Genomic DNA, 21,580 nt, shown 5'->3' with positions numbered 1-21,580 from the left:
ATCATGGTACAGGTGACCTATGCACATCGAAGCGCTTCAACTGAAACACATCCTGCATTTTCCAGAGATTCAGCTCCAGCTTGATTATTCACAATATCCGCTTACCTTAATTTTGGGCAATCAGGGTACTGGCAAAACCACTTTGTTACGCTGTGCTTATCAGGCGCTGACCTGGTTTGCAGCGCGTTATCGCGATAGCCGGGCTGCCGGTCTGGTGATACCTGATCAGGACATCATGCAACACCGGCTGCAATCCAAAATTGATATCCGGGTTGGCTTTCCCGAAGAGGTTTCAGCGCTTACAGAATCCAGCCAGACTGAAGCTGCACAGCAACAGAGTTTTTCCTGGCAAGTCTATAAGACTTTAAATAGTCAGGGACTCGGCTTTAGCAAAGCCGAAACTGCACAACTGGACAGCATGCTTGGCCTTTATCAGAAAGCCCGATTCAATGATCCTCTGCTCGGCTTGCCGCTGATTGCCTATTATCCTGCCGACCGCTTTGTCAATGACGTCAATCTGATCAGCAAAAACAATCCAGCCATTTTCCATACAGCGTATGCTTACGACATTGGCGCGATTCCGTTTACGACCTTTGCCCGTTTCTTTGAATGGTTGCGTGAAGTCAGTGATATTGAAAATGCGCAAAGCGCCAAGATCATGGATCAGATTTTAGCGCGTGCCTTGCAGCAGCCTGAAGATATTCGGGGAGATGAACTGGCGTGGCAGATCGAGAAAGCCCAGGCACAGCTGCATACCCCACATTTAACGGCCTTAAAAAATGCCCTGTCGCAGGTACTGCCTGACATCAGCCAGATTGAGTTAAAATACCAGCCCAGGCTGCAACTGATGCTGACCTATCAGGACAAGCGTTTTACTTTTCAGCAGCTTCCCAATAGCATCCGTACCTGGATTGCACTGGTGGGCGATATTGTACGGCGTCTTTGTCTGCTCAACCCGAACAGTTTATTTCCATGTCAGGAAGGTACAGGAGTGTTGTTGATTGATGCCATTGATCATCAGCTGGATCAGGATCTGGCAGCAGAGATTCTGCCACGTCTGCATCAGGCATTTCCTAACTTGCAAATTATTGCCACCGGCAACCGACCTGAGTTACTGGAACATGCACAGGCCTTTCAGTGCTTAAGACTCGAAAATAAACAGTTGCATCCAATTCATCTTGAAAGCATGAAAATCCAGTTTGATCAGATCTATGCCGAAATGGGTCTACATACTGATCCAGACGCAATTCCTGCCGAAGAAGCGCTAATAGAAACCGTCACCGAACCGACTACACCGCTTGCTGTATTACAGCGGATTCAGCAACAGTTGAATCCTGAACAGCAGCAGGAATTGTTACGTTTACTTGCTCAGGATCAGCCGACGCTACCGCAATCGCTCTAAGTAACGTTGAAAAACAGTAATGATCGTTTCGATGAATATCGAGATTTATCCAGACCATTTTAGTGCTGTCTTTTTGCAATTGTAAAACTGCATTTAGTCATATTTACAATCAATGCTTGCAATTTAATCTTAATTTTCGGTCACTTCTGGATGAACTGTTTAAGCATCCACCCCACGCCAAAAGCCTGCTCGCGTATAATTTATAAGTTCGACATAAAAACGTTGATGTTGTTGTTATCCTGTAATATGATCGGTTTTATTTGCGAATTTCATTGTAAAATCGGAATTTGCTATCGTTTATAAGTTGCGCAATACAACTGTTTTTATATTCTTTTTGAATATTCTTTTGGCTTTCAAGATTGAGAAGTTTGGGTTGCTCCTTGTAATCCTGTAGTCCTTGAAAGATGAAGATTCACCCTAGGTTGGTCACAACCTAAATCACGACAATGGATACGAGTGTGCTGCCGATTATTATATTGTTACCGTTAGTATTAGGCACAACCCTTGTCTCGTGGCTGAAGCAATTTTCGCGCGGGGTAACGGCTTTAGGGGCAATTGGTGTCAGCCTCAGCAGTTTCTTATTATTATTGAGTCAGGCGCCTGCCATCTTTGATGGTGCCGTGATCATTCAGACCTGGTCCTGGCTGCCCCAGCTCGGGATCGATTTCAGTTTCCGTCTGGATTCTCTGGCCCTGCTGTTTGCCTTGCTGATCAGTGGCATAGGCACCCTGATCTATATTTATGCCTATTATTATCTCAATCCTAAAAATTCGCTGAGCAAACTTTATTTCTTGCTGATGCTGTTTATGGCAGCCATGCTCGGAATTTCATTGTCGAATAACTTGCTGATCCTGCTGGTTTTCTGGGAACTTACCAGTATTTCATCATTTTTACTGGTGGGCTATTGGAGCAATTACGAAGCCGCACAGCGCGGCTCACGTATGGCCTTGACCATTACCGGCATGGGTGGCTTGGCCATGCTTGGTGGCTTCATCCTGCTGGGTCAAATTACCGGCACTTATCAGATTGATCAAATCCTGACGATGACTGAACAGATCCAGTCACATGCGCTATTTGTTCCCACTTTGTTGCTGATTTTACTCGGTGCCTTTACCAAGAGTGCGCAGTTCCCCTTCCATTTCTGGTTACCCAATGCCATGGCAGCACCGACACCGGTCTCTGCCTATTTACACTCGGCCACCATGGTCAAAGCCGGCCTGTTTCTGGTCGCACGTTTACTCCCGATTTTTGCGGGCGCGGCACTGTTTCATAATATTGTGACCTTTGTCGGTCTGTTTACCCTGTGCATGGCCGCCTTTTTTGCCATTTTTAAGGAAGATCTGAAAGGCTTGTTGGCCTATTCAACCATCAGTCATCTGGGTCTGATCATGTGTCTGCTCGGGATTGGTTCTCCACTGGCAGTCGCAGCGGCAATTTTCCATATTATTAACCATGCCACCTTTAAAGCGGCCCTGTTTATGATTGCCGGTATTATCGATCATGAATCTGGTACCCGTGATTTACGTAAGCTTTCAGGTCTATGGCAACTGCTGCCCTTTACTGCAACGCTGACCATGATCACTGCGGCCTCTATGGCCGGTGTTCCATTGACCAATGGTTTCCTCTCCAAAGAGATGTTCTTTACTGAGCTGGTGGCCAATTTAAGCGGGCCAGTGCTGGTCGGTTCAGCCATTGTGGCGACATTGGCCGGAATTTTTGCAGTCACTTATTCGATTCGTCTGGTGCATGGGGTATTTTTCGACGGCCCACTGGGCAAGCAAGTCCCGAATAAAAATGCGCATGAGCCACCATTTGGCATGCGCGCACCCGCCACTTTACTGGCATTTTTATGTATTTTAGTGGGTCTATTGCCAGCACTTTTAGTCGAAAAAATCGTGAATAGTACCACGCAGGCAACGACTCAAAATTTTGCTTTTGAAGGTACGCATCTGGCCCTCTGGCATGGGTTTAATCTGCCATTATTAATGAGTGTGATTGCTTTGGCCGGTGGTGCAGTATTTTACTTTTCTCTGGCCAAAGGTGGTGCCTTACGTGAAATTGATCTGGATCCAAAACTGGGCCGCTTACAGGGTCGGATCCTGTTTGACCTGTTCCTGAAAAATCTGCTGTTAAATTCACGTCGTTTCCGCCGTGCCACTGAAACTGGCAAATTACAAAGCTATTTATTGTGGATTGTGATCTTTACCATCGGCCTGGTTGGTTTCCCATTGTTATCCAATGGTATCGGTAGCGGTACGCGTGAGCTGACCCATGCCCCTGCCCTGGCCATTGTCTTGTGGATGTTGCTGTTCTCTGCCTGCTGGATGCTGCTATGGTTCCATCATGAACGGATTAAAGCGGTACTGATCAGTGGTGCAGTAGGTCTGGTGGTGACCATGGTCTTTATTGGCTTCTCGGCACCTGACCTGGCATTGACCCAAATTACAGTCGATGTGGTCACCACGGTTCTGCTCCTGATGAGTTTATCTTTACTGCCACAACTAACTCCGTATGAATCGAGTCCGACCCGTCGCTGGCGTGATGCCATTATTGCCTTGGGCGGCGGTCTCGGTATTGCCACCATCGCCTGGCTGATTATGACCCGTGATCATAATTCTATTTCATGGTTCTTCCTGCAGCAGTCAATTCCACTCGGCGGCGGCACCAATGTGGTCAATGTGATTCTGGTCGACTTCCGTGGTTTCGATACCTTCGGCGAAATTACTGTACTCGGGATTGCCGCGATTGGTGTGCTTAGCCTGATGGATGGCATGCGTGCGCATGGCACCACCATGACCCAAGGTTTGACCTATCGATTTAATCCCTCCCCCTTGATGTTACGTATCACGGCATCATGGATTTTACCTGTAGCTCTGGTAGTCAGCCTGTATATCTTTATGCGTGGCCATAACCTGCCGGGCGGTGGATTCATTGCAGGATTAGTCACCTCACTGGCCTTAATTATTCAATATATTGCAGTGGGACAGGATAAAACTGAACAGTTGCTGGGTGCCAAATCTGGTCGTTTGTATGAAATCTGGATTGGCGTGGGTTTAACCATTGCCGGTTTGACCGGGGTTGCAGCCTGGTTCTGGTCACGCCCATTCCTGACCAGTGCGCATATTTATGTCTCGCCACCCGTGATTGGAGAAATGCATCTGGCTTCGGCGGCGCTGTTTGATGTCGGTGTCTATGTCACTGTAGTCGGTGCGACCATGCTGATGATTTCTGTGCTGGGCGATTCACGTCACTCCAGTATGACTGGCCCAGTACCAAGAGGATAATAGAATGATGAGTTTAGAATTTTTATTAGCCTCCGCCATTGGTCTACTCGCCGCCACCGGAATCTATCTGATTCTGCGTGCGCGTACTTTTCCGGTGGTGCTGGGCTTGGCCATGATTGGTTATGCGGTCAACCTGTTTTTATTTGCCATGGGGCGGATCCAGATGAATTCGCCTGCCGTATTGACCGAGGCCTCCAGAGTCACCGATCCCCTTCCGCAGGCACTGGTGCTGACCGCCATCGTGATTGGCTTTGCCACCACTGCCTTTATTGTTCAGCTGGCACTGCGTAGCCGTTATGAATCAGGAACAGACCACGTTGATTCAAAAGAAGAAACACCTCAGATTGACCCACGTGAGGATGAGCCTTAATGACTGATTTTCTTCACTTCTGGTCTCAACATACGCCAATTTTCAGTATTCTTTTACCGGCCCTTACCGCTTTTAGTCTGGTACTTTTAGGCAATCCGGGTTCTGGCTCCCTGACCACAGACTGGCGTCAGCCTTGGCGTCGTGGTATCAGCCATATCTCGGGTATCTTGGGTCTGATCATTGCGGTCAGTTATTTAATTGACAGCAGTCAGGGTCAAGTCAGTGTATATACACTGGGCGAATGGGCGGCACCTTTTGGGATCGTGCTGGTGCTAGACCAACTCTCTGCCATGATGCTGGTGTTGACCTATGCCCTGGCAGTACCGGTGGTCTGGTATGCCAGTAAAGAATGGGATACCCGTGGCCGTTATTTCCATACTATGGTGCATTTCCTGCTGATGGGCCTGACCGGCGCCTTCCTGACCGGTGACTTATTCAACCTGTTCGTATTCTTTGAAATCTTGTTGATGGCATCCTATGTGCTGCTATTACATGGACAGGGCAAGGCGCGTTTCCAGCTGGGAATTCATTACGTCACCATTAACCTGCTGGCTTCTGCGCTGTTCCTGATTGGACTCGGCATGATTTATGGCAGTGTCGGCAGTCTGAACATGGCCGATGTGGCGCGCTTAATGCCTACCTTGGCAGCAGATCAGCATAAACTGGCCGTTGCCGGTGGACTCATGCTATTCGTGGTCTTCGGGATTAAGGCGGCAATGCTGCCGGTGGGCTTCTGGTTACCCAAAACCTATGCCGTAGCCACCACCCCTGTTGCCGCACTCTTTACCATCATGACCAAAGTCGGGATCTATGCGATTTTGCGAATCAATGGAACTGTTTTTGATGATGAATACAGCCATCAGATTCTGATGAACTGTCTACTGGTGATCGGTCTGATTACTTCAGTCTATGGTGTCATTTGTGCGATTGGTACAGAACGCCTGCGCCGTTTTGTCGGCTTTATGGTGCTGTCTTCAGTCGGCACGATTCTGGTGGCGATTGGCATGAATACGACTGCAGCCTGGGCCGGCGCCCTGTACTATATGGTACACAGTACCCTGATTGCTGCAGCATTTTATATCCTGTCTGGCTGGATTACCTCACAGCGCGGTGAGTTCAAAGATCATTTTAAAATCGCACCGCTGATGAAACAGAACAAGCTGGTTTCGATTATCTATTTCATCATTGCCTTGATGATGGCCGGTCTGCCACCGTTCAGCGGCTTCTTTGGCAAAGTCTTTATTTTGCAGGCTTCTGCCAATTCAGAGCATCAGATGATCATTATCCTGACCATTCTGCTGGTGAGTTTCCTCAGTATTCTGGCTTTTACTCGAGTCGGCTTTATGCTGTTCTGGCGCTCGACCAAACCTGAAGATGATTTGAATTCTGACGATTTCCACAAATATGAAGCTTTACCCAGTAAGGCACCTGCACGTAATGATCACACGATCTATTTGCTACTTGCCGGCTTAACAGCTTATGTTGTATTTGCTGGACCGATCTATCAATATAACTATCAGACGGCAGAACAGATTAAAAACAATCCGGTCTATGAAGCTGCCCTGTTAAAACGTGATGCAGAAGGTCAATTTATTAGTGTGCAACCCTTTGATCCAAGTTATTTGCCAGAAACCAAATATGGTGGCGAGGTGGTGGATCCAAATGCACATCTGATTCCTTATATGATTTCAGAAGCCACTTTGGAAGGTGAAAATATTTCTGAATTCAAACAACGTCAGATTGACCAGCAGCATATTGAACAAACCCAACATGATGATAATCAACTTAAACCGGCGGAGGGACCTTAATGGCTGAATCATTCCTGCAACGTTGGTTCCCGCACCCGTTGGTTTCTGTAATCGTGGGGCTCAGCTGGACTTTACTGTCACATAGCACAGAAGCCGGAACCTTGCTGGTGGCCCTGCTTCTGGCGATTGTCATTCCCAAAATGGTCGCGCCGTTTATTGACTATACCCCGAATATCCAGTGGCGGCCTGCGCTGCGTCTGTTCTTTGTCGTGGTCTGGGACATTGTGGTGGCCAATCTTAAAGTTGCAAAACTGGTCTTGGGGCCGACCAAAAACCTACATCCCAAATGGTTCCGTGTGCCTCTGGAAACCGAGCATGAAGAAGTCAACACCTTACTGGCCATGATTATTACCACTACACCGGGCACAGTCACTGCCGGTATTGATCAGGATCGTGGTGATATTCTGGTGCATGCTTTAAGCACGGATGATGAAGCAGCTGAAATCGAGCTGATCAAACAACGTTATGAACAGCCCTTGCTTAAAATTTTCAGCGCACAGACAGGAGAAAAAATATGACGATTCTGCCTTATGCATTAATGATTTGCCTGGGTGCAGTCACTGTCTCGATGTTACTCTGCCTGATCCGACTCATTACCGGCCCTTCTATCGTTGACCGCCTCTTGGCACTCGATACCCTGTTCCTGAATGCCACCTGTCTGATTGTCATTTTGGGAATTTACTGGAGTAGCACTTTTCTGTTTGAAGAGGCCTTACTGGTGGCGATGCTCGGCTTTGTCTCTACGGCAGCTTTGGCGCGTTATTTCACCACTGGCCATGTCATCGACTAGGAGTTTTTAAATGCCGTTAATTTTAGAAATACTAGTTTCGATTTTTTTATTGATTGGTGCTTTCTTCATGCTGGTCGGTGGGATCGGGATGGTGCGCCTGCCCGATCTGTTTATGCGGCTGCATGCACCAACCAAATCCAGTACCTTGGGCTTGGGCAGTTTTCTGATTGCCGCGATTATTTTTTCTGCCATGTACGGCCGTTTCGGTTTTGCTGAAGTGCTGATTACCCTATTTGCCTTTATCACTGCGCCAGTATCGGCCAATCTGATGGCGCAGGCAGCATTGCATTTACGTTTACGCTCACTAAGTGGTGAGGTTCCAGAAACACTAGAGCGTCCCCTGCCTTGGCAACGTTCACGTCGCCGTGCTTTTTATGAGAAAAAAATGAATCATAAAAATGATGATCTCACTTGATTTAGATTATTTTTAGATAGGTCGATTCACTTCTAATGTTTAAAGTTTCAATAAAGCCAGCAATAAAAAAGCCACCCGAAGGTGGCTTTTTTATTGTCCTAAGACTTATTCATCATCTTTTTTTGCTTCAGCTTCAGGTAAATCCTTCACAGCTTCAGCAATCAGACCAAACATATAGTTACCATAGGCATTGGTCTTGTCGTAATGGAAACGTAGACGAGGTGTAATACGGGTTTTGATACGACGGCTCAGTTCGTGACGCAGGAAACCAGAGGCTTTGTTTAATACCTCTAAAGTTTCTTTATTCGCCGCTTCACTTTGTTCATCGCCCAGCTCACGTCCCATAACAGTGACATAAACTTCCGCATATCCCAAGTCCGGGCTCACCTTCACGGCAGAGATGGTCACCAGACCACCTAAGCGTGGATCTTTCAGCTCCTGACGGATCAGTTCTGACAACTCGCGTTGTACTGTATCCGCCATACGCTTCAGACGTTGACTACCCGCCATTAAAGACTCCGTTTAATCAGTTGAACATCGTACACTTCGATCTTATCCAGTGCTTTGATGTCTTTATAACCTTTCACCGCAAGACCACATTCCATACCGGCACGAACTTCTTCAACCACTTCTTTATAGCGACGAAGAGATTCAAGCTCGCCCTGGAATACCACCACGTCATCACGGAGTACGCGAATCGGTTTGTTACGATGCAATACGCCTTCAAGAACCATACAGCCCGCAGCCGCACCGAATTTACTTGAGTGGAATACTTCACGTACTTGTGCAACACCCAGAATCGTTTCACGATGTTCAGGTGCCAGCTTACCACTCATTGCTGCTTTCACATCATCAATCAATTGATAGATAATTGAGTAGTAACGAATGTCGATGCTGTCTGCATCGGCTTTTTGACGCGCAGTGTTGTCCGCACGAACGTTAAAGCCAAGTAGAACTGCTTCTGAAGATTCAGCCAGTGTTACGTCAGACTCGGTGATTGCACCAACGCCCGAACCAATAATACGTACTTTCACTTCATCCGTTGCAAGTTCAGCAAGTGCAACATGCAAGGCTTCCAGTGTACCGCGTACGTCAGTTTTCAGCACCACGTTCACGATAGGCACATCTTTCTTGCCCATAGACGCCATGATGTTTTCAAGACGCATTGCAGATTGACGCTCAAGACGTTTTTGACGTTCACGATCCATACGTGCATCGGCAACTTCACGTGCTTTTTTCTCATCGCTAACAACAAGAACTTCGTCACCTGCCATTGGCGCTTCTGGAAGACCCAAAATTTCCACTGGAATCGAAGGACCTGCAGATTTGATACGCTGACCATTTTCATCGGTCATTGCACGAACGCGACCATAAGATGAACCGGCAAGAACCAGGTCACCCACTTTCAAGGTACCGTTTTGAACCAGAATAGACGTGACCGCACCACGGCTGTTGTCTACACGTGCTTCAATCACCACACCTTGTGCAGCACCTTCTTCCGATGCTTTCAGTTCAAGCAATTCAGCCTGGATCGAAATCAGGTCTAGAAGTTCATCGATACCTTGACCAGAATGCGCCGAAACCATTGCAACCGGTACATCACCGCCCCATTGTTCAGGTACGATCTGTTTGGTGGTCAATTCGTTCAATACGCGATCTGGATCAGCAGATTCTTTATCCATCTTGTTGATTGCAACAATGATTGGTGTACCTGCAGCACGTGCATGGTCGATTGCTTCTGCAGTTTGTGGCATAACACCATCATCTGCTGCAACAACCAGTACCACGATATCCGTTGCTTTGGCACCACGTGAACGCATTGCAGTAAACGCTGCGTGTCCCGGAGTATCAAGGAAGGTAATAATACCTTTGTCGGTTGTAACGTGGTAAGCACCGATATGCTGGGTAATACCGCCTGCTTCGCCTTGCGCCACTTTGGCACGGCGGATACGGTCAAGAAGCGATGTTTTACCATGGTCAACATGGCCCATGATGGTAACCACTGGTGCGCGCGTTGTTTGTGCACCACGTGCTTCTTCAGCTGCTTCAAGCAAGTTATCTTCAGCTTGCGTATCAGAAACCAATACCGGGTTATGACCCATTTCTTCTACGATTAACGCTGCAATTTCCTGATCAATGGCTTGGTTCTGAGTAACCAGCTCACCCATTTTCATGAGAGATTTAATAACTTCACGAACCTTGATCGCCATTTTCGCAGCCAGGTCAGCCACAACAATGGTTTCACCAATTTCAACATCGTAAACCTGTTTCTTCACAGGTTTTTCGAAGCCGTGCTTATTGCCCTGGCTGGTTTTCAAACCGCGTTTAGGCTGTTTGCTGAAGCTCTGTTCTTCCTGACCACGACGTCCACCTTTTTTCGGTGCACGTGCAGCTGGGGTATTGGTACCACGTTTGATCTCGCGGTCTTCTTTGGCAAATGAGTCTTCATATGCCTGACCTACCAGACCGGCAGCAAGCGGAGAATCATCTACGACACGAATCGTTGCTGTTGTATCTTCAGCGGTGTACTTAGACGCCATCTGACGCATTTGTTCAAGCGTACGTTGCTGCGCTTCTTCAGCCGCTTTACGACGTGCTGCTTCTTCAGTCGCTTTTAATTGCGCTGCCTGAGCTTCACGTGCTTTTTTCTGTTCAGCCGTTTCAGTTTGTTTAACAACCTGTTTTACAATCGGCTTGTTGGTCGATTTGCGTTTTACCACGACTGCCGCTTTAGAAACTTCTTGCTTGTCGCTGGTTTGTTTTGCAGCAGCACGCATCGCTTCTAGAGCTTTACTCGCGTTATTTACGCCAGTTTTCGGAGCTTCAGCAGAAGAAGCAGCTTGTGCTGTATTCTGCTCAGGCGCAGCTTTGGCCTGTTGTTCAGCCTTGGCTTTCGCCAATGCTTCTGCTTTGATCTGTTCTGGATCAGGCTTAACAAATGTATGCTTCTTGCGAACTTCTACATTAATCGTTTTCGCCTTACCTGAAGTACTCGCAACTTTTGCAGTACTGGTTGTTTTACGTTTCAACGTGATTTGCCCTGCTTGGCTTTCTGAACCTTGTGATTTCTTCACATGGCTCATCAAGCTATCTTGTTGTTCGGTGGTAATAATATCGTCAGCTTTACGCTGTGGTAAACCTGCCTCACGAACCTGCTCTAGGAGCTTCTCAACTGGACGACCCACGCTGAGGGCTAACTCTTTAATCGACTTGTCCGTCATATACTACCTCCTAGTTAAACCATGATTCGCGCGCTTTCATAATGAGTTGACCGGCTTTCTCAGCACCCAAACCTTCAATATCTTCGATATCGTCGGTCGCCTGATCTGCCAAATCGTCAACTGTTACCACACCACGAGCTGCTAGAGCTTGCGCGATCTCTGCTGTCATGCCTTCCATTGCAACAAGTTCTTCACTTGGCGCTTGTATATTCTCTTGCTGTTGTAATGCATCAGCAAGTGCAATTTCTTTCGCACGGCTTTGCAATAATTCAACCAGTTCAGCATCAAGTTCGATTTCATCAAACGTTTCTGCAGGGACATAAGCAATTTCTTCAAGCGAGGTGAAGCCCATTTCTACCAGTGCCATCGCCAAATCTTCCGCGATATCCAGACGTGTTACAAACATGTCCAGATACTGTTGCGCTTCGTTTTGTTGACGGGCGTAGTATTCCTCTTCCAGCATCATGTCCAGCTTGTAGCCAGTCAATTCTGATGCCAGACGAACGTTCTGACCTTGTGAACCAATCGCACGAGCCAATTGATCACTCGTTGCAAAGATGATGTCTGCAGTACGGGCATCTTCATCGATGACAATACTCGATACATCTGCTGGTTCCAGTGCGCTGGCGATGTACTGGGCAGGGTCGTCAGACCATACCACGACATCGATACGCTCACCGTTCAATTCTTGTTGAACAGCCTGGATACGTGTACCACGCATACCAATACATGCACCAACCGGATCAATACGGTGATCATTTGTTTTTACTGCAATTTTAGCACGCACGCCTGGTTGACGAGCTGCTGCTTTAATTTCAATAATTTCTTCAGAAATCTCAGGGATCTCTTTCTTCATCAATGCGATCAGCATATCCGGCTTGGCACGTGACAACTGGAGTTGCGCACCACGACCTTCACGGTTCACATTGAACAGAATCGCATTCATACGTTGCTTCGGACGAAGAATTTCTTTCGGAATCATTTCTTCACGTGCAAGGTATGCTTCAGCATTATCACCCAAGTCAATGATAAAACCATCTTTGGTTTGTTTCTTCACTTCACCATAGATCAGCTCGCCGACTTTAGATTCGTAAGCATCGGCCACAAGTGCGCGTTCTGCTTCACGGATCTTCTGTACAATCACTTGCTTGGCAATTTGTGCTGCAATACGACCGAAATCAATCGATTCTACTTCGAGTTCACGAATATCACCAATTGACCATTGTGCAGGATCAAGATCAGAAATCGCATCCTGACACGCTGGCATTTCATGATCTTCGTCAGCGACTACTTCCCACTGACGAAAAGTACGGTAGTCACCTGTTTTGCGATCAATTTCCACACGTAAACGTGCTTCTTCAGAGCGAGTTCCTTCGTAGAATTTTTTCTTGGTCGCCGCAACTAAAGCTTGCTCAAGCGCTTCGAAAATTGCTTCACGAGGTACACCCTTTTCGTTACTAACCGTTTCAACGACGGTCAGAATTTCACGTGCCATACGTCACCTATTCGTTAAATTTTTATTTATTCAATTAATCTTGGAAGACCAAATTTGCTTTATCGATATTGTGACTGTCGATCTCCAATACCTGTTGCTTTTCTACTTCAACTTGAATCATTTCATTGTCTAGGTCGACTGCAACCAGTTTGGCCTGGAATTTACGACGGTTATCTACTGCACTAATCAGACGTAATGCTACGCTATGACCAATATAGCCTGACATCTGTTCGAGCTGGAAGAATGGACGATCCCAGCCTGGAGAAGACACTTCAAGTGAATATTCACCCGAGATCGGATCATGAACATCCAGCATGGCGCCGACTTGCTGCGTTACACGCACACAATCCTGAACACCAATACCACGCCCCTGTTCCTCTTCACCGTCTTCATTAACGGCCGGTTCAGCGCTTGCATCGACCGGTTTGTCGATGTAGATACGTAATAACGAACGTTTACCCTGTGGCAGGAACTCAATCCCCCAAAGGTTTACATTACAGGCTTCAACTGCCGGTGCAATCAAGTCCTGAAGTGCTTGAGTTTTATTTGATAGCTTCATTTACTCTCGTCATCTGGTGCGATTTTATGATCTATTTGACCACTACAAACCAATACAAACTATAGTAGTAGTGAAACATGGAGACGTGACCAAATAATGTCGACACTACACGATAGCCAATAAAAAAGGGCGTAAATCGCCCCAATTAAGCACAATAGCGATTTTTTTTCAAATCCCACTGTGCAAAAAGGCCCACCTTGTTGTGAGCCTCTTTTTAGAAACTTGGTAGCGGGAGCTGGATTTGAACCAACGACCTTCGGGTTATGAGCCCGACGAGCTACCAGACTGCTCCATCCCGCATCAACGTGCAAAAATTATATACAAAAGATGAGAGCTTTTCAATCAAAACTGCATCATTCTGCATATTTGTCATCTGTGACTGAAAAAATGGTAGTGGGTGCTGGATGTAAACCAACAACCTTCGCCAGTTTATAGAGAGTTGAGCCCGACAAGCAATCAACTAAATCCATAAATAACGTTTACCAAACCATTTAAATGGTAGCGGGAGCTGGATTTGAACCAACGACCTTCGGGTTATGAGCCCGACGAGCTACCAGACTGCTCCATCCCGCATCAGCGTACAAATAACATTCAGCTTAAAAAAACTTAAACTGCTTTTAAAGTTTGCATCTTTAAAAGATTGGTAGCGGGAGCTGGATTTGAACCAACGACCTTCGGGTTATGAGCCCGACGAGCTACCAGACTGCTCCATCCCGCAACAACATGCAAATTATATTTCTCAGCTTAATAACTTATTAAACTGCCTCTTAAAAGTTTGCGTCTTTAAAAAGGATTGATTGGTAGCGGGAGCTGGATTTGAACCAACGACCTTCGGGTTATGAGCCCGACGAGCTACCAGACTGCTCCATCCCGCATCAACAGAAGTTTTTTCAGCTGCATACACCAACTTAAATTTCTGGATTATAAGTTGGTGCGGAAGGGGGGACTTGAACCCCCACGCCCGAAAGCACTACCACCTCAAGGTAGCGTGTCTACCAATTCCACCACCACCGCAGCTGTGACGCATTCTAGTCGCATCACTGGAAAAAAGAAAGGACTAATTAAAACTATTCGGTCGTTTCTGGTGCAGTTGGTGAAGTTTCATTCGATTGCACAGGCATGGTCGGCGCAGATTGAACCGTTCCCAAACTATAGGCATTTGTGCTGTCTTTCTTGGCCAAAACAGCCAGAGTCAAACTGGTCACAAAAAATAGCGCCGTTAAAATGGCAGTCAAACGGGTCATAAAATTGCCGGAACCCGATGCCCCGAATACTGTCGCCGCACCACCGCCACCGAAAGAGGCACCAGCATCTGCACCTTTACCATGCTGAACCAAAATCAAGACAATCATCAAAACAGCTAAGATAATATGTACTACCAGCACAAAAGTTTGCATGCTGAACTCCTAATTATTGTGTATTTGCAAATGCGTGAGCAATTTTATGGAACGACTCAGCATTGAGTGATGCACCACCGACCAGTGCTCCATTGATATCCGGGCAGGCTGCTAACTCTACTGCATTTTCCGGCTTGACACTACCACCATATAAAATCGCCATGGTTGCACCATAGCCGGTGATCTGGCTCAAACCTTGACGGATTTGTGCATGCATGGCTTGTGCATCTTCAGGAGAGGCGGTTTTACCGGTACCAATTGCCCAGATCGGCTCATAAGCAATCACGATATTTTTCCATTGCTCAGCGTCCACTACCGCTGCAATATCACAAATCTGTTGCAATACGACCGCTTCAGCCTGCCCTGCTTCACGTTGTTCCAGGCTTTCACCCACGCAGTAAATCACCGTTAAACCGGCAGTTAATGCATGCTTGATTTTGGCATTCAGAACTTCTGCGTTTTCTGCGAAAACTTCACGACGCTCAGAATGACCAATCAGTACATAATGAATCTGGCTGTCTTGCAATAATTCAGCGCTCACTTCACCGGTATAAGCACCCGTTCCTGAAATACGTGAAACATCTTGTGCTACAGTGTAAACAGGACGAGTCGCAGATGACAGTTCCGCCTGAATCTGGGTCAGGGCAAGAGCAATCGGGGCTACACCGATATGACATTTATCTGCGGCGATTGGTGCAGTTTCCAGTAAATTTTTAATACCGTGCACCAGTGTTAATGCATCTGCCTGCAGCGGATTCATTTTCCAGTTACCTATTACCCAAGGGGTAATCGTCGAAACTGACATAATTAACCTATTTTATTTACATATTTCGAATTGGGCACATTCTACACGGAATTGGAAAATTTAAAGAATAGTTTTCTTATCACTTATTCTAGGTTTAGACTATTCAAAATGGTTGTTTTTTGTTATCACTTAAAAAAATGGGAACTTCTTCTAACCAGTTCAAAGTTTTACTGGATATGAGGAAGGTAGCAGCACTCTTAGCTATGGTATTTTTACGTAACAAACGTATAATTTTAATATAGCAATTAAAAAAATTTGATTTATAGGCATTTATAGCATGACAGCATTACAGGGGGCGCCAAGATTTACCGGATTTATTCGTCGTTTGGTCGAGGAAGGCGTCATCTCGGCTGAAGATATGCGCAGTGCTTTGGCACATGCCAAGCAAGAAAAAATAGATATTGTGGCGGAGCTGATTAACCAGCAACAGCTCTCCCCAACCGTTATTGCTGAAACGATTTCAGTCGAATTTGGTGAGCCTCTGTTTGATATCAGTGCCTATGATCCTGCGCAAATTTTGCGGGATATCATTGATAAGAAGCTGATTACCAAGCATCGCATCCTGCCAATTTTTAAAAATTCCAGTATTTTATATATTGCCATTAGTAATCCGACCAATATTGAAGCGATTGATGCCGTTCGCTTTTCAACCAAGCTCAATATTGAAACCATTATTGTTGAACACAATAAACTGGTAAAACTGATCGAGCAGAATTTTACCGAAGAAAGCACTTTTGAGTTTGATGAAGACTTTGATCTGGATGTAGATTTCGATTCATCTGATCCGAGTAAAGAAGAAGATGAAAAAGACAAAGGTGAAGAAGAAGCACCGATTGTCAAATATATCAATAAATTATTAATCGATGCGATTCGTATGGGTGCTTCGGATCTGCATTTTGAACCTTATGAAAAAATCTACCGGGTTCGTTATCGGGTCGATGGGGTATTACGCCAAATTGCAACACCGCCGCTGCAGTTGGCAACCCGCCTGTCTTCACGTTTAAAAGTCATGTCGCAAATGGACATTTCTGAAAAACGTGTTCCTCAGGATGGCCGTATCAAGCTGAAACTCTCAAAGAACAAAGCCATTGATTTCCGTGTCAACTCATTACCGACCCTGTTTGGCGAAAAACTGGTACTGCGTATTCTAGATCCATCTAGCGCGATGCTGGGGATCGATGCACTCGGTTATGAACCGGAACAAAAAGAACTGTTTATGCAGGCGCTGGATAAACCGCAAGGCATGCTGCTGATTACCGGGCCAACGGGTTCTGGTAAAACGGTTTCACTTTATACCGGTTTGAACATCCTGAATCGTGAAGATACCAATATTTCCACCGCGGAAGATCCGGTCGAGATCAACCTGCAAGGAATTAACCAGGTCAACGTCAACAATAAAGTCGGCCTGACCTTCTCTGCTGCCTTGAAGTCATTCTTACGCCAAGATCCAGATATCGTGATGGTCGGTGAGATCCGGGATCTGGAAACTGCAGAAATTGCCATTAAAGCGGCACAGACCGGTCATATGGTGATGTCAACGCTGCATACCAACAGTGCGCCTGAGACCCTGACCCGTTTACGCAATATGGGCGTGCCGTCTTTTAATATTGCCACTTCAGTGAATCTGGTTATTGCACGATGATGCCGATCTTCAGCTATGAAGGAATTGATCGTAAAGGGGCAAAGATCAAGGGGGAATTGCCGGCGCGCAACATGGCACTGGCCAAAGTGACGCTCAGAAAACAGGGCATCAGCATCAAGACCATTCGGGAAAAGAAAAAAAACATTCTCGAAGGCTTAATGAAAAAACGTGTCAGCACACTGGATATTACGATTTTTACTCGACAGCTCGCGACCATGATGAAAGCCGGTGTACCTTTAGTACAAGGCTTTGAAATTGTTGCAGAGGGTCTGGAGAATCCAGCCATGCGTGAAGTCGTTCTGGGGATTAAAGGTGAGGTGGAAGGTGGTAATACCTTTGCCGGTGCACTGCGTAAATACCCGCAATACTTCGATAAACTATTTTGTTTACTGGTCGAATCGGGTGAACAATCCGGTGCGCTAGAAACCATGCTGGATCGGGTTGCGATCTACAAGGAAAAAAGTGAACTGCTCAAGCAAAAAATTAAAAAAGCCATGAAGTACCCGGCTGCGGTGGTCGTGGTCGCGCTGATTGTCACGATTATTCTAATGGTAAAAGTGGTCCCGGTTTTCCAGGATTTATTCTCTTCATTTGGTGCTGACTTACCGGCTTTTACCAAAATGGTAGTCAATATGTCGGAATGGATGCAAAAATATTGGTTCCTGCTCATTATTGCCATTGGGGCCATCATTACGGCTTTTCTGGAAGCAAAAAAACGCAGTAAAAAATTCCGCGATTTTCTGGATAAAGCAGCACTTAAAGCACCGATTTTCGGTGATCTGGTGTATAAAGCGATTATTGCCCGTTATAGCCGTACCTTGGCCACCACTTTTGCAGCCGGTGTACCCTTGATTGATGCACTGGAATCCACTGCTGGCGCAACCAATAACGTGGTGTATGAAGATGCCGTCATGAAAATCCGCGAAGATGTTGCCACTGGTCAGCAATTACAGTTTGCCATGCGGGTGACCAACAAGTTTCCATCTATGGCCGTGCAAATGGTCGCCATTGGTGAGGAATCCGGTGCGTTAGATGCCATGCCGGATAAAGTTGCTACCCATTATGAAAATGAAGTCGACAATGCCGTAGACGGTCTCACTTCCATGATGGAGCCCTTGATCATGGCTGTTCTCGGTGTACTTGTCGGTGGTCTGGTGATTGCCATGTACCTTCCAATCTTCCAAGTGGGTTCTGTGGTTTAATGCAAGATCTTATTCAATATTTCATTCAAAACCCAACAGCGCTGTATAGCGCAGTTGGGCTTTTTAGTCTCTGCATTGGTAGTTTCTTAAATGTGGTGATTTATCGCACTCCCAAAATGATGGAGCAGGAATGGCGTACCGATTGCCAAATGTTCCTGCATCCGGAACAGCCAATTATTGATGAGACCAAATTAAGTTTAAGCAAACCCGATTCGACTTGCCCCAAATGTCATCAGCCAATCCGCTGGTACCAGAATATTCCCGTCATCAGCTGGCTGGTCTTGCGCGGCAAGTGCGGCAACTGTCAAAATCCCATCAGTATCCGCTATCCATTTATTGAGCTTCTGACCGCGGCCTGTGCGCTGATGGTGGTGGCTGTTTTTGGTCCGACTGTCCAGATGTTATTTGGCCTGATTCTGACTTATGTCTTAATTGCACTGACCTTTATTGATTTTGACACCCAGTTATTGCCGGACCGTTATACCCTACCCCTGGCCGCGCTGGGTCTGGGCGTCAATAGTTATGCCCTCTATACCTCACCGAGTTCTGCCATCTGGGGCTATATCATTGGCTTCCTGTGTTTGTGGGTGGTGTATTATGTCTTTAAAATTGTCACTGGCAAGGAAGGTATGGGCTATGGCGATTTTAAATTGCTTGCCGCCTTGGGTGCCTGGATGGGGCCTTTGCTATTACCATTAATTGTGCTCCTTTCTTCTTTAGTGGGTGCGATTATCGGGATTATCCTGCTGAAAGTCCGTAAGGAAAATCAGCCTTTTGCCTTTGGTCCCTATATCGCGATTGCCGGCTGGATTGCTTTTCTGTGGGGCGAGCAGATTATGAAAGTGTATTTAGGTCAATAAAGTGAAATTTATACTCGGATTAACCGGCGGGATTGGTAGTGGCAAGTCTGCGGCCAGTCAATGGTTTGAAGCACAAGGCATTGTCGTTGTGGATGCCGATGTGGTGGCGCGTGAAGTGGTCGAGATTGGCCAGCCTGCACTCGCCCAGATTCAGCAGGCTTTTGGGGATTGGGTACTGCTTGAAGATGGTTCACTGAATCGTCGTGCCTTGCGCGAATATATTTTCCAGTCTCCTGAAGCACGTAAAACCCTGGAAAATATTACTCATCCAGCAATTCGCACTTCGATTATTCAGCAGTTAGATGCTGCGCAAAGTTCCTATGCCATTCTGGTTTCACCGCTCCTGTTTGAGACCAATCAACATGAGCTCACTCAGCATCGCTTACTGATTGATGCCACAATCGAATTGCAAATTGAACGTGCCTCACAACGTGATGGTCAAAATATTGAGCAAATCCGAAACATTATTGCCGCACAAATGTCACGTGAACAGAAACAGGCCATGGCTGATGATATTGTGCTGAATGATGGTCATCTGGATCATCTTTATGCCCATCTCCGCCCATTGCATGAAAAATATTTAAACATGGCAGCTGCCTGAGGTATAAAAAAAGCAGTCCGATTAAGACTGCTTTTTCTGTGCTGCAAGTTGTGCTTCTAAACTATCTTTACGGCCAATCCAGCGCCAAGGCTGTAAGGCCCCAATTGCCATCCCCACCAAGCCACAGATCATCGCCAGGCTCAGCGCTTCATTTAATAAAGGCACCGCCAGAATCGCAGCAATAAATGGTGCAAGATTGGTAATGCTACCGGCTTTAAATGCACCGAGACGCTTGATTGCTTCGACATAGCTTAAAGTGGCAATAATTACCACAAAAACCCCATGAAAGATGGTTTGAAACAATAAGTGCTGGGGTTCTGGCACACTCAAATTTTTGGGTAAAAACAGTAGATAAACAGGTACGTAAACCACTGCTGACCAGATCGCGACACCGCTCATTGCCTGCCATGCAGTTAACTGATATTTCCGCAATAACACGGTAAAAATTGCCCAGAGTATTGCACTGATAAAAAATAGCCCATCCCCTGCCCCGAATGCCACTCCGGTTTCCTGATACATCAACAGACTCATGATACAGAGCACCGCAATCATAATAATCAGGCTGGCCCAGGTATGCTTATCAAAAGCCTGCCCCATCAGGAAAAAAGCCATGATGGCAGTACAAATCGGAATACAGCCATTCAAGAAAATCGCGGCATGGGCGGTAGGCGCATAATGAAAGGCGCTATAGGCAAACAGACAGTAAATTACTCCGCCAATCATGGCCAGAATAAAGGGTTCTTTTTTCAGTAAAAAAGCCGCCTCCTTGCGATAGAGCAAGATCGGCATCAGAATCAGAAAAGCCAGAGAAAACCGCAGAGCCACGATATCCCAGGCACTGATGTTCCAAAGCGCATTCAGACGGGCGGTTAAAGTAAAACCGCCCCAGATACACATAGTCGTCAGTAGAAAGACATAGCCCTGTGTACGATCTGACAATGCCATCATCAATTACAGGTTACGCTGGCGGCAAGCTTCATACAGTGCCATACCTGTTGCAACACTGACATTCAGGCTTTGCAGATTACCCGCCATCGGGATATACACCGTCTGATCGCATTGGCTTTGTGTAATTGGACGTAGACCGGTATCTTCCGCACCCATCACCACACAGACACCAGTACCGGTGAAATCAAACTCCTGAATCGGCAGCGCTTTTTCATCCAGCATGGTACCGACGACTCGCACATTAAAGTCTTCTTTGATTTGCCCCAAGGTACGCGCCAGATTAGTCACCTGAATAAATTTGACTTTGTCAGCACCACCGGCAGCCACTTTACGTGCAGTCGGAGTCAAGCTTGCAGAACGATCACGTGGTGCAATCACCGCCTCAACACCCATCGCAGCGGCGGTACGCACACATGCTCCGAGGTTGTGTGGATCGGTAATATGATCAAGGGCCAATAACAAGGCTTGCGGATTTGCGCTCAATAATGTCTCAAGATCTTTTTCATTCAAGACCGGATGGGCACGAACGGCTGCTACAACACCCTGATGAAAGGGTTGACCGGCCAATTTTTCCAGTTTGTCACGGCTGGCTTGCTGCACACTGATGCCAAACGGTTCAGCCAGTTCCAGTACACGTTTTAAACGCTGATCATCGCGTCCTTTGAGAGTGAATAATGTCAAGACACGTTCAGGCTCAAGCTCTAACAATGACTCCACTGAATGTACGCCATAAAAATATTCAGGTTTTGCCATGAACGACCTCTAAATTAAATTTATATAT

18 protein-coding genes, 5 tRNA genes and 1 pseudogene are annotated in these 21,580 nt (G+C 46.5%); 11 read left to right on the top strand and 13 right to left on the bottom strand.

Annotated features, from left to right (window positions below; genetic code table 11):
* Nucleotides 1-19: 19 nt before the first annotated feature.
* The 7 genes from FTU82_RS04815 to FTU82_RS04785 all read left to right on the top strand — a co-directional run bounded on the left by FTU82_RS04815 (nucleotide 20) and on the right by FTU82_RS04785 (nucleotide 8,069).
* Complete coding sequence (locus FTU82_RS04815) at nucleotides 20-1,402, top strand: AAA family ATPase (protein WP_100357764.1); 1,383 nt, start codon at nucleotides 20-22, stop codon at nucleotides 1,400-1,402.
* A 446-nt stretch (nucleotides 1,403-1,848) separates the two neighbouring features.
* On the top strand, nucleotides 1,849-4,686 hold the full coding sequence (locus tag FTU82_RS04810) for a monovalent cation/H+ antiporter subunit A (protein ID WP_074383643.1): 2,838 nt from the start codon (nucleotides 1,849-1,851) through the stop codon (nucleotides 4,684-4,686).
* A 4-nt stretch (nucleotides 4,687-4,690) separates the two neighbouring features.
* Nucleotides 4,691-5,056: a Na+/H+ antiporter subunit C gene (locus FTU82_RS04805; protein ID WP_005168933.1), complete on the top strand. Its 366-nt coding sequence runs from the start codon at nucleotides 4,691-4,693 to the stop codon at nucleotides 5,054-5,056.
* Entirely contained in the window at nucleotides 5,056-6,864 is a 1,809-nt protein-coding gene (locus tag FTU82_RS04800; protein ID WP_100357765.1) for a monovalent cation/H+ antiporter subunit D, read from the top strand. The genes FTU82_RS04805 and FTU82_RS04800 overlap by 1 nt, the downstream gene beginning before the upstream one ends.
* On the top strand, nucleotides 6,864-7,382 hold the full coding sequence (locus tag FTU82_RS04795) for a Na+/H+ antiporter subunit E (protein WP_005094373.1): 519 nt from the start codon (nucleotides 6,864-6,866) through the stop codon (nucleotides 7,380-7,382). Before FTU82_RS04800 ends, FTU82_RS04795 begins: the two co-directional genes overlap by 1 nt.
* Nucleotides 7,379-7,654, top strand: coding sequence for a monovalent cation/H+ antiporter subunit F (locus tag FTU82_RS04790; RefSeq protein ID WP_005094376.1), 276 nt, complete (start codon nucleotides 7,379-7,381; stop codon nucleotides 7,652-7,654). The genes FTU82_RS04795 and FTU82_RS04790 overlap by 4 nt, the downstream gene beginning before the upstream one ends.
* 10 nt (nucleotides 7,655-7,664) lie before the next feature.
* Nucleotides 7,665-8,069 carry a Na+/H+ antiporter subunit G gene (locus FTU82_RS04785; protein ID WP_005094378.1) on the top strand — a complete coding sequence of 135 codons (405 nt, stop codon included), beginning with the start codon at nucleotides 7,665-7,667 and terminating at the stop codon, nucleotides 8,067-8,069.
* A gap of 105 nt (nucleotides 8,070-8,174) precedes the next feature.
* Here the strand turns inward: FTU82_RS04785 and FTU82_RS04780 are convergent, their stop codons facing one another.
* The 11 genes from FTU82_RS04780 to tpiA form a co-directional block, all read right to left on the bottom strand.
* Entirely contained in the window at nucleotides 8,175-8,579 is a 405-nt protein-coding gene (locus FTU82_RS04780; protein ID WP_005094380.1) for a ribosome-binding factor A, read from the bottom strand.
* Nucleotides 8,579-11,290, bottom strand: a complete 2,712-nt coding sequence (gene infB / locus FTU82_RS04775) for a translation initiation factor IF-2 (protein ID WP_005094383.1) — start codon at nucleotides 11,288-11,290, stop codon at nucleotides 8,579-8,581. The genes FTU82_RS04780 and infB overlap by 1 nt, the downstream gene beginning before the upstream one ends.
* A 10-nt stretch (nucleotides 11,291-11,300) precedes the next feature.
* Nucleotides 11,301-12,785: a transcription termination factor NusA gene (gene nusA / locus FTU82_RS04770; RefSeq protein ID WP_005094384.1), complete on the bottom strand. Its 1,485-nt coding sequence runs from the start codon at nucleotides 12,783-12,785 to the stop codon at nucleotides 11,301-11,303.
* A gap of 34 nt (nucleotides 12,786-12,819) precedes the next feature.
* Nucleotides 12,820-13,344, bottom strand: coding sequence for a ribosome maturation factor RimP (rimP, locus tag FTU82_RS04765; protein ID WP_005094386.1), 525 nt, complete (start codon nucleotides 13,342-13,344; stop codon nucleotides 12,820-12,822).
* 223 nt (nucleotides 13,345-13,567) lie between these two features.
* Nucleotides 13,568-13,644 (bottom strand) — tRNA-Met (locus FTU82_RS04760).
* A 196-nt stretch (nucleotides 13,645-13,840) separates the two neighbouring features.
* Nucleotides 13,841-13,917: transfer RNA gene (locus tag FTU82_RS04755), tRNA-Met, on the bottom strand.
* Nucleotides 13,918-13,985: 68 nt separating this feature from the next.
* Nucleotides 13,986-14,062, bottom strand: a tRNA-Met gene (locus tag FTU82_RS04750).
* A gap of 80 nt (nucleotides 14,063-14,142) precedes the next feature.
* A tRNA-Met gene (locus FTU82_RS04745) sits at nucleotides 14,143-14,219 on the bottom strand.
* Between the two features lie 54 nt (nucleotides 14,220-14,273).
* Nucleotides 14,274-14,358 (bottom strand) — tRNA-Leu (locus tag FTU82_RS04740).
* Between the two features lie 53 nt (nucleotides 14,359-14,411).
* The gene (gene secG / locus FTU82_RS04735) at nucleotides 14,412-14,741 is read right to left on the bottom strand and encodes a preprotein translocase subunit SecG (RefSeq protein WP_005094388.1); all 330 of its coding nucleotides are present in this window, start codon (nucleotides 14,739-14,741) and stop codon (nucleotides 14,412-14,414) included.
* Between the two features lie 13 nt (nucleotides 14,742-14,754).
* A complete protein-coding gene (tpiA, locus tag FTU82_RS04730; protein WP_005094392.1) occupies nucleotides 14,755-15,546 on the bottom strand; it encodes a triose-phosphate isomerase in 792 nt (263 codons plus the stop codon).
* Between the two features lie 277 nt (nucleotides 15,547-15,823).
* Here tpiA and pilB point away from each other — a divergent pair.
* From pilB to coaE, 4 genes and pseudogenes are all read left to right on the top strand, one after another.
* Nucleotides 15,824-17,185 (top strand): annotated as a pseudogene (pilB, locus tag FTU82_RS04725) (type IV-A pilus assembly ATPase PilB); the annotation flags it as partial.
* Nucleotides 17,185-18,390 (top strand): type II secretion system F family protein, encoded by a 1,206-nt coding sequence (locus FTU82_RS04720; RefSeq protein WP_180101070.1) that lies wholly within the window; start codon nucleotides 17,185-17,187, stop codon nucleotides 18,388-18,390. The pseudogene pilB and the gene FTU82_RS04720, both read left to right, overlap by 1 nt.
* On the top strand, nucleotides 18,390-19,250 hold the full coding sequence (locus FTU82_RS04715) for an A24 family peptidase (RefSeq protein WP_074383650.1): 861 nt from the start codon (nucleotides 18,390-18,392) through the stop codon (nucleotides 19,248-19,250). The genes FTU82_RS04720 and FTU82_RS04715 overlap by 1 nt, the downstream gene beginning before the upstream one ends.
* 1 nt (nucleotide 19,251) lies before the next feature.
* On the top strand, nucleotides 19,252-19,851 hold the full coding sequence (gene coaE / locus FTU82_RS04710; protein WP_074383651.1) for a dephospho-CoA kinase: 600 nt from the start codon (nucleotides 19,252-19,254) through the stop codon (nucleotides 19,849-19,851).
* A 21-nt stretch (nucleotides 19,852-19,872) separates the two neighbouring features.
* Here coaE and FTU82_RS04705 read toward each other — a convergent pair whose 3' ends face one another.
* Complete coding sequence (locus FTU82_RS04705; protein ID WP_005094400.1) at nucleotides 19,873-20,796, bottom strand: DMT family transporter; 924 nt, start codon at nucleotides 20,794-20,796, stop codon at nucleotides 19,873-19,875.
* A gap of 6 nt (nucleotides 20,797-20,802) precedes the next feature.
* Nucleotides 20,803-21,552, bottom strand: a complete 750-nt coding sequence (gene rlmB / locus FTU82_RS04700) for a 23S rRNA (guanosine(2251)-2'-O)-methyltransferase RlmB (RefSeq protein ID WP_005168959.1) — start codon at nucleotides 21,550-21,552, stop codon at nucleotides 20,803-20,805.
* Nucleotides 21,553-21,580: the final 28 nt, after the last annotated feature.

Source organism: Acinetobacter sp. YH12151, from assembly GCF_013418355.1.
In the GTDB taxonomy this organism is placed as follows: Bacteria; Pseudomonadota; Gammaproteobacteria; order Pseudomonadales; family Moraxellaceae; genus Acinetobacter; species Acinetobacter pseudolwoffii.
The sequence above is the reverse complement of the archived record's forward strand: the minus strand, read 5'-3'. Positions and strand labels throughout refer to the sequence as shown.

Bases quoted from the DNA above. Each gene is read 5' to 3' on its own strand.
- tpiA (WP_005094392.1), bottom strand. From the start codon at position 15,546: ATGTCAGTTTCGACGATTACCCCTTGGGTAATAGGTAACTGGAAAATG.
- FTU82_RS04785 (WP_005094378.1), top strand. From the start codon at position 7,665: ATGCCGTTAATTTTAGAAATACTAGTTTCGATTTTTTTATTGATTGGT.
- secG (WP_005094388.1), bottom strand. From the start codon at position 14,741: ATGCAAACTTTTGTGCTGGTAGTACATATTATCTTAGCTGTTTTGATG.
- FTU82_RS04815 (WP_100357764.1), top strand. From the start codon at position 20: ATGCACATCGAAGCGCTTCAACTGAAACACATCCTGCATTTTCCAGAG.
- infB (WP_005094383.1), bottom strand. From the start codon at position 11,290: ATGACGGACAAGTCGATTAAAGAGTTAGCCCTCAGCGTGGGTCGTCCA.
- FTU82_RS04790 (WP_005094376.1), top strand. From the start codon at position 7,379: ATGACGATTCTGCCTTATGCATTAATGATTTGCCTGGGTGCAGTCACT.
- rlmB (WP_005168959.1), bottom strand. From the start codon at position 21,552: ATGGCAAAACCTGAATATTTTTATGGCGTACATTCAGTGGAGTCATTG.
- FTU82_RS04720 (WP_180101070.1), top strand. From the start codon at position 17,185: ATGATGCCGATCTTCAGCTATGAAGGAATTGATCGTAAAGGGGCAAAG.
- FTU82_RS04705 (WP_005094400.1), bottom strand. From the start codon at position 20,796: ATGGCATTGTCAGATCGTACACAGGGCTATGTCTTTCTACTGACGACT.
- nusA (WP_005094384.1), bottom strand. From the start codon at position 12,785: ATGGCACGTGAAATTCTGACCGTCGTTGAAACGGTTAGTAACGAAAAG.
- FTU82_RS04780 (WP_005094380.1), bottom strand. From the start codon at position 8,579: ATGGCGGGTAGTCAACGTCTGAAGCGTATGGCGGATACAGTACAACGC.
- FTU82_RS04810 (WP_074383643.1), top strand. From the start codon at position 1,849: ATGGATACGAGTGTGCTGCCGATTATTATATTGTTACCGTTAGTATTA.
- rimP (WP_005094386.1), bottom strand. From the start codon at position 13,344: ATGAAGCTATCAAATAAAACTCAAGCACTTCAGGACTTGATTGCACCG.
- FTU82_RS04805 (WP_005168933.1), top strand. From the start codon at position 4,691: ATGATGAGTTTAGAATTTTTATTAGCCTCCGCCATTGGTCTACTCGCC.
- FTU82_RS04795 (WP_005094373.1), top strand. From the start codon at position 6,864: ATGGCTGAATCATTCCTGCAACGTTGGTTCCCGCACCCGTTGGTTTCT.
- FTU82_RS04800 (WP_100357765.1), top strand. From the start codon at position 5,056: ATGACTGATTTTCTTCACTTCTGGTCTCAACATACGCCAATTTTCAGT.
- FTU82_RS04715 (WP_074383650.1), top strand. From the start codon at position 18,390: ATGCAAGATCTTATTCAATATTTCATTCAAAACCCAACAGCGCTGTAT.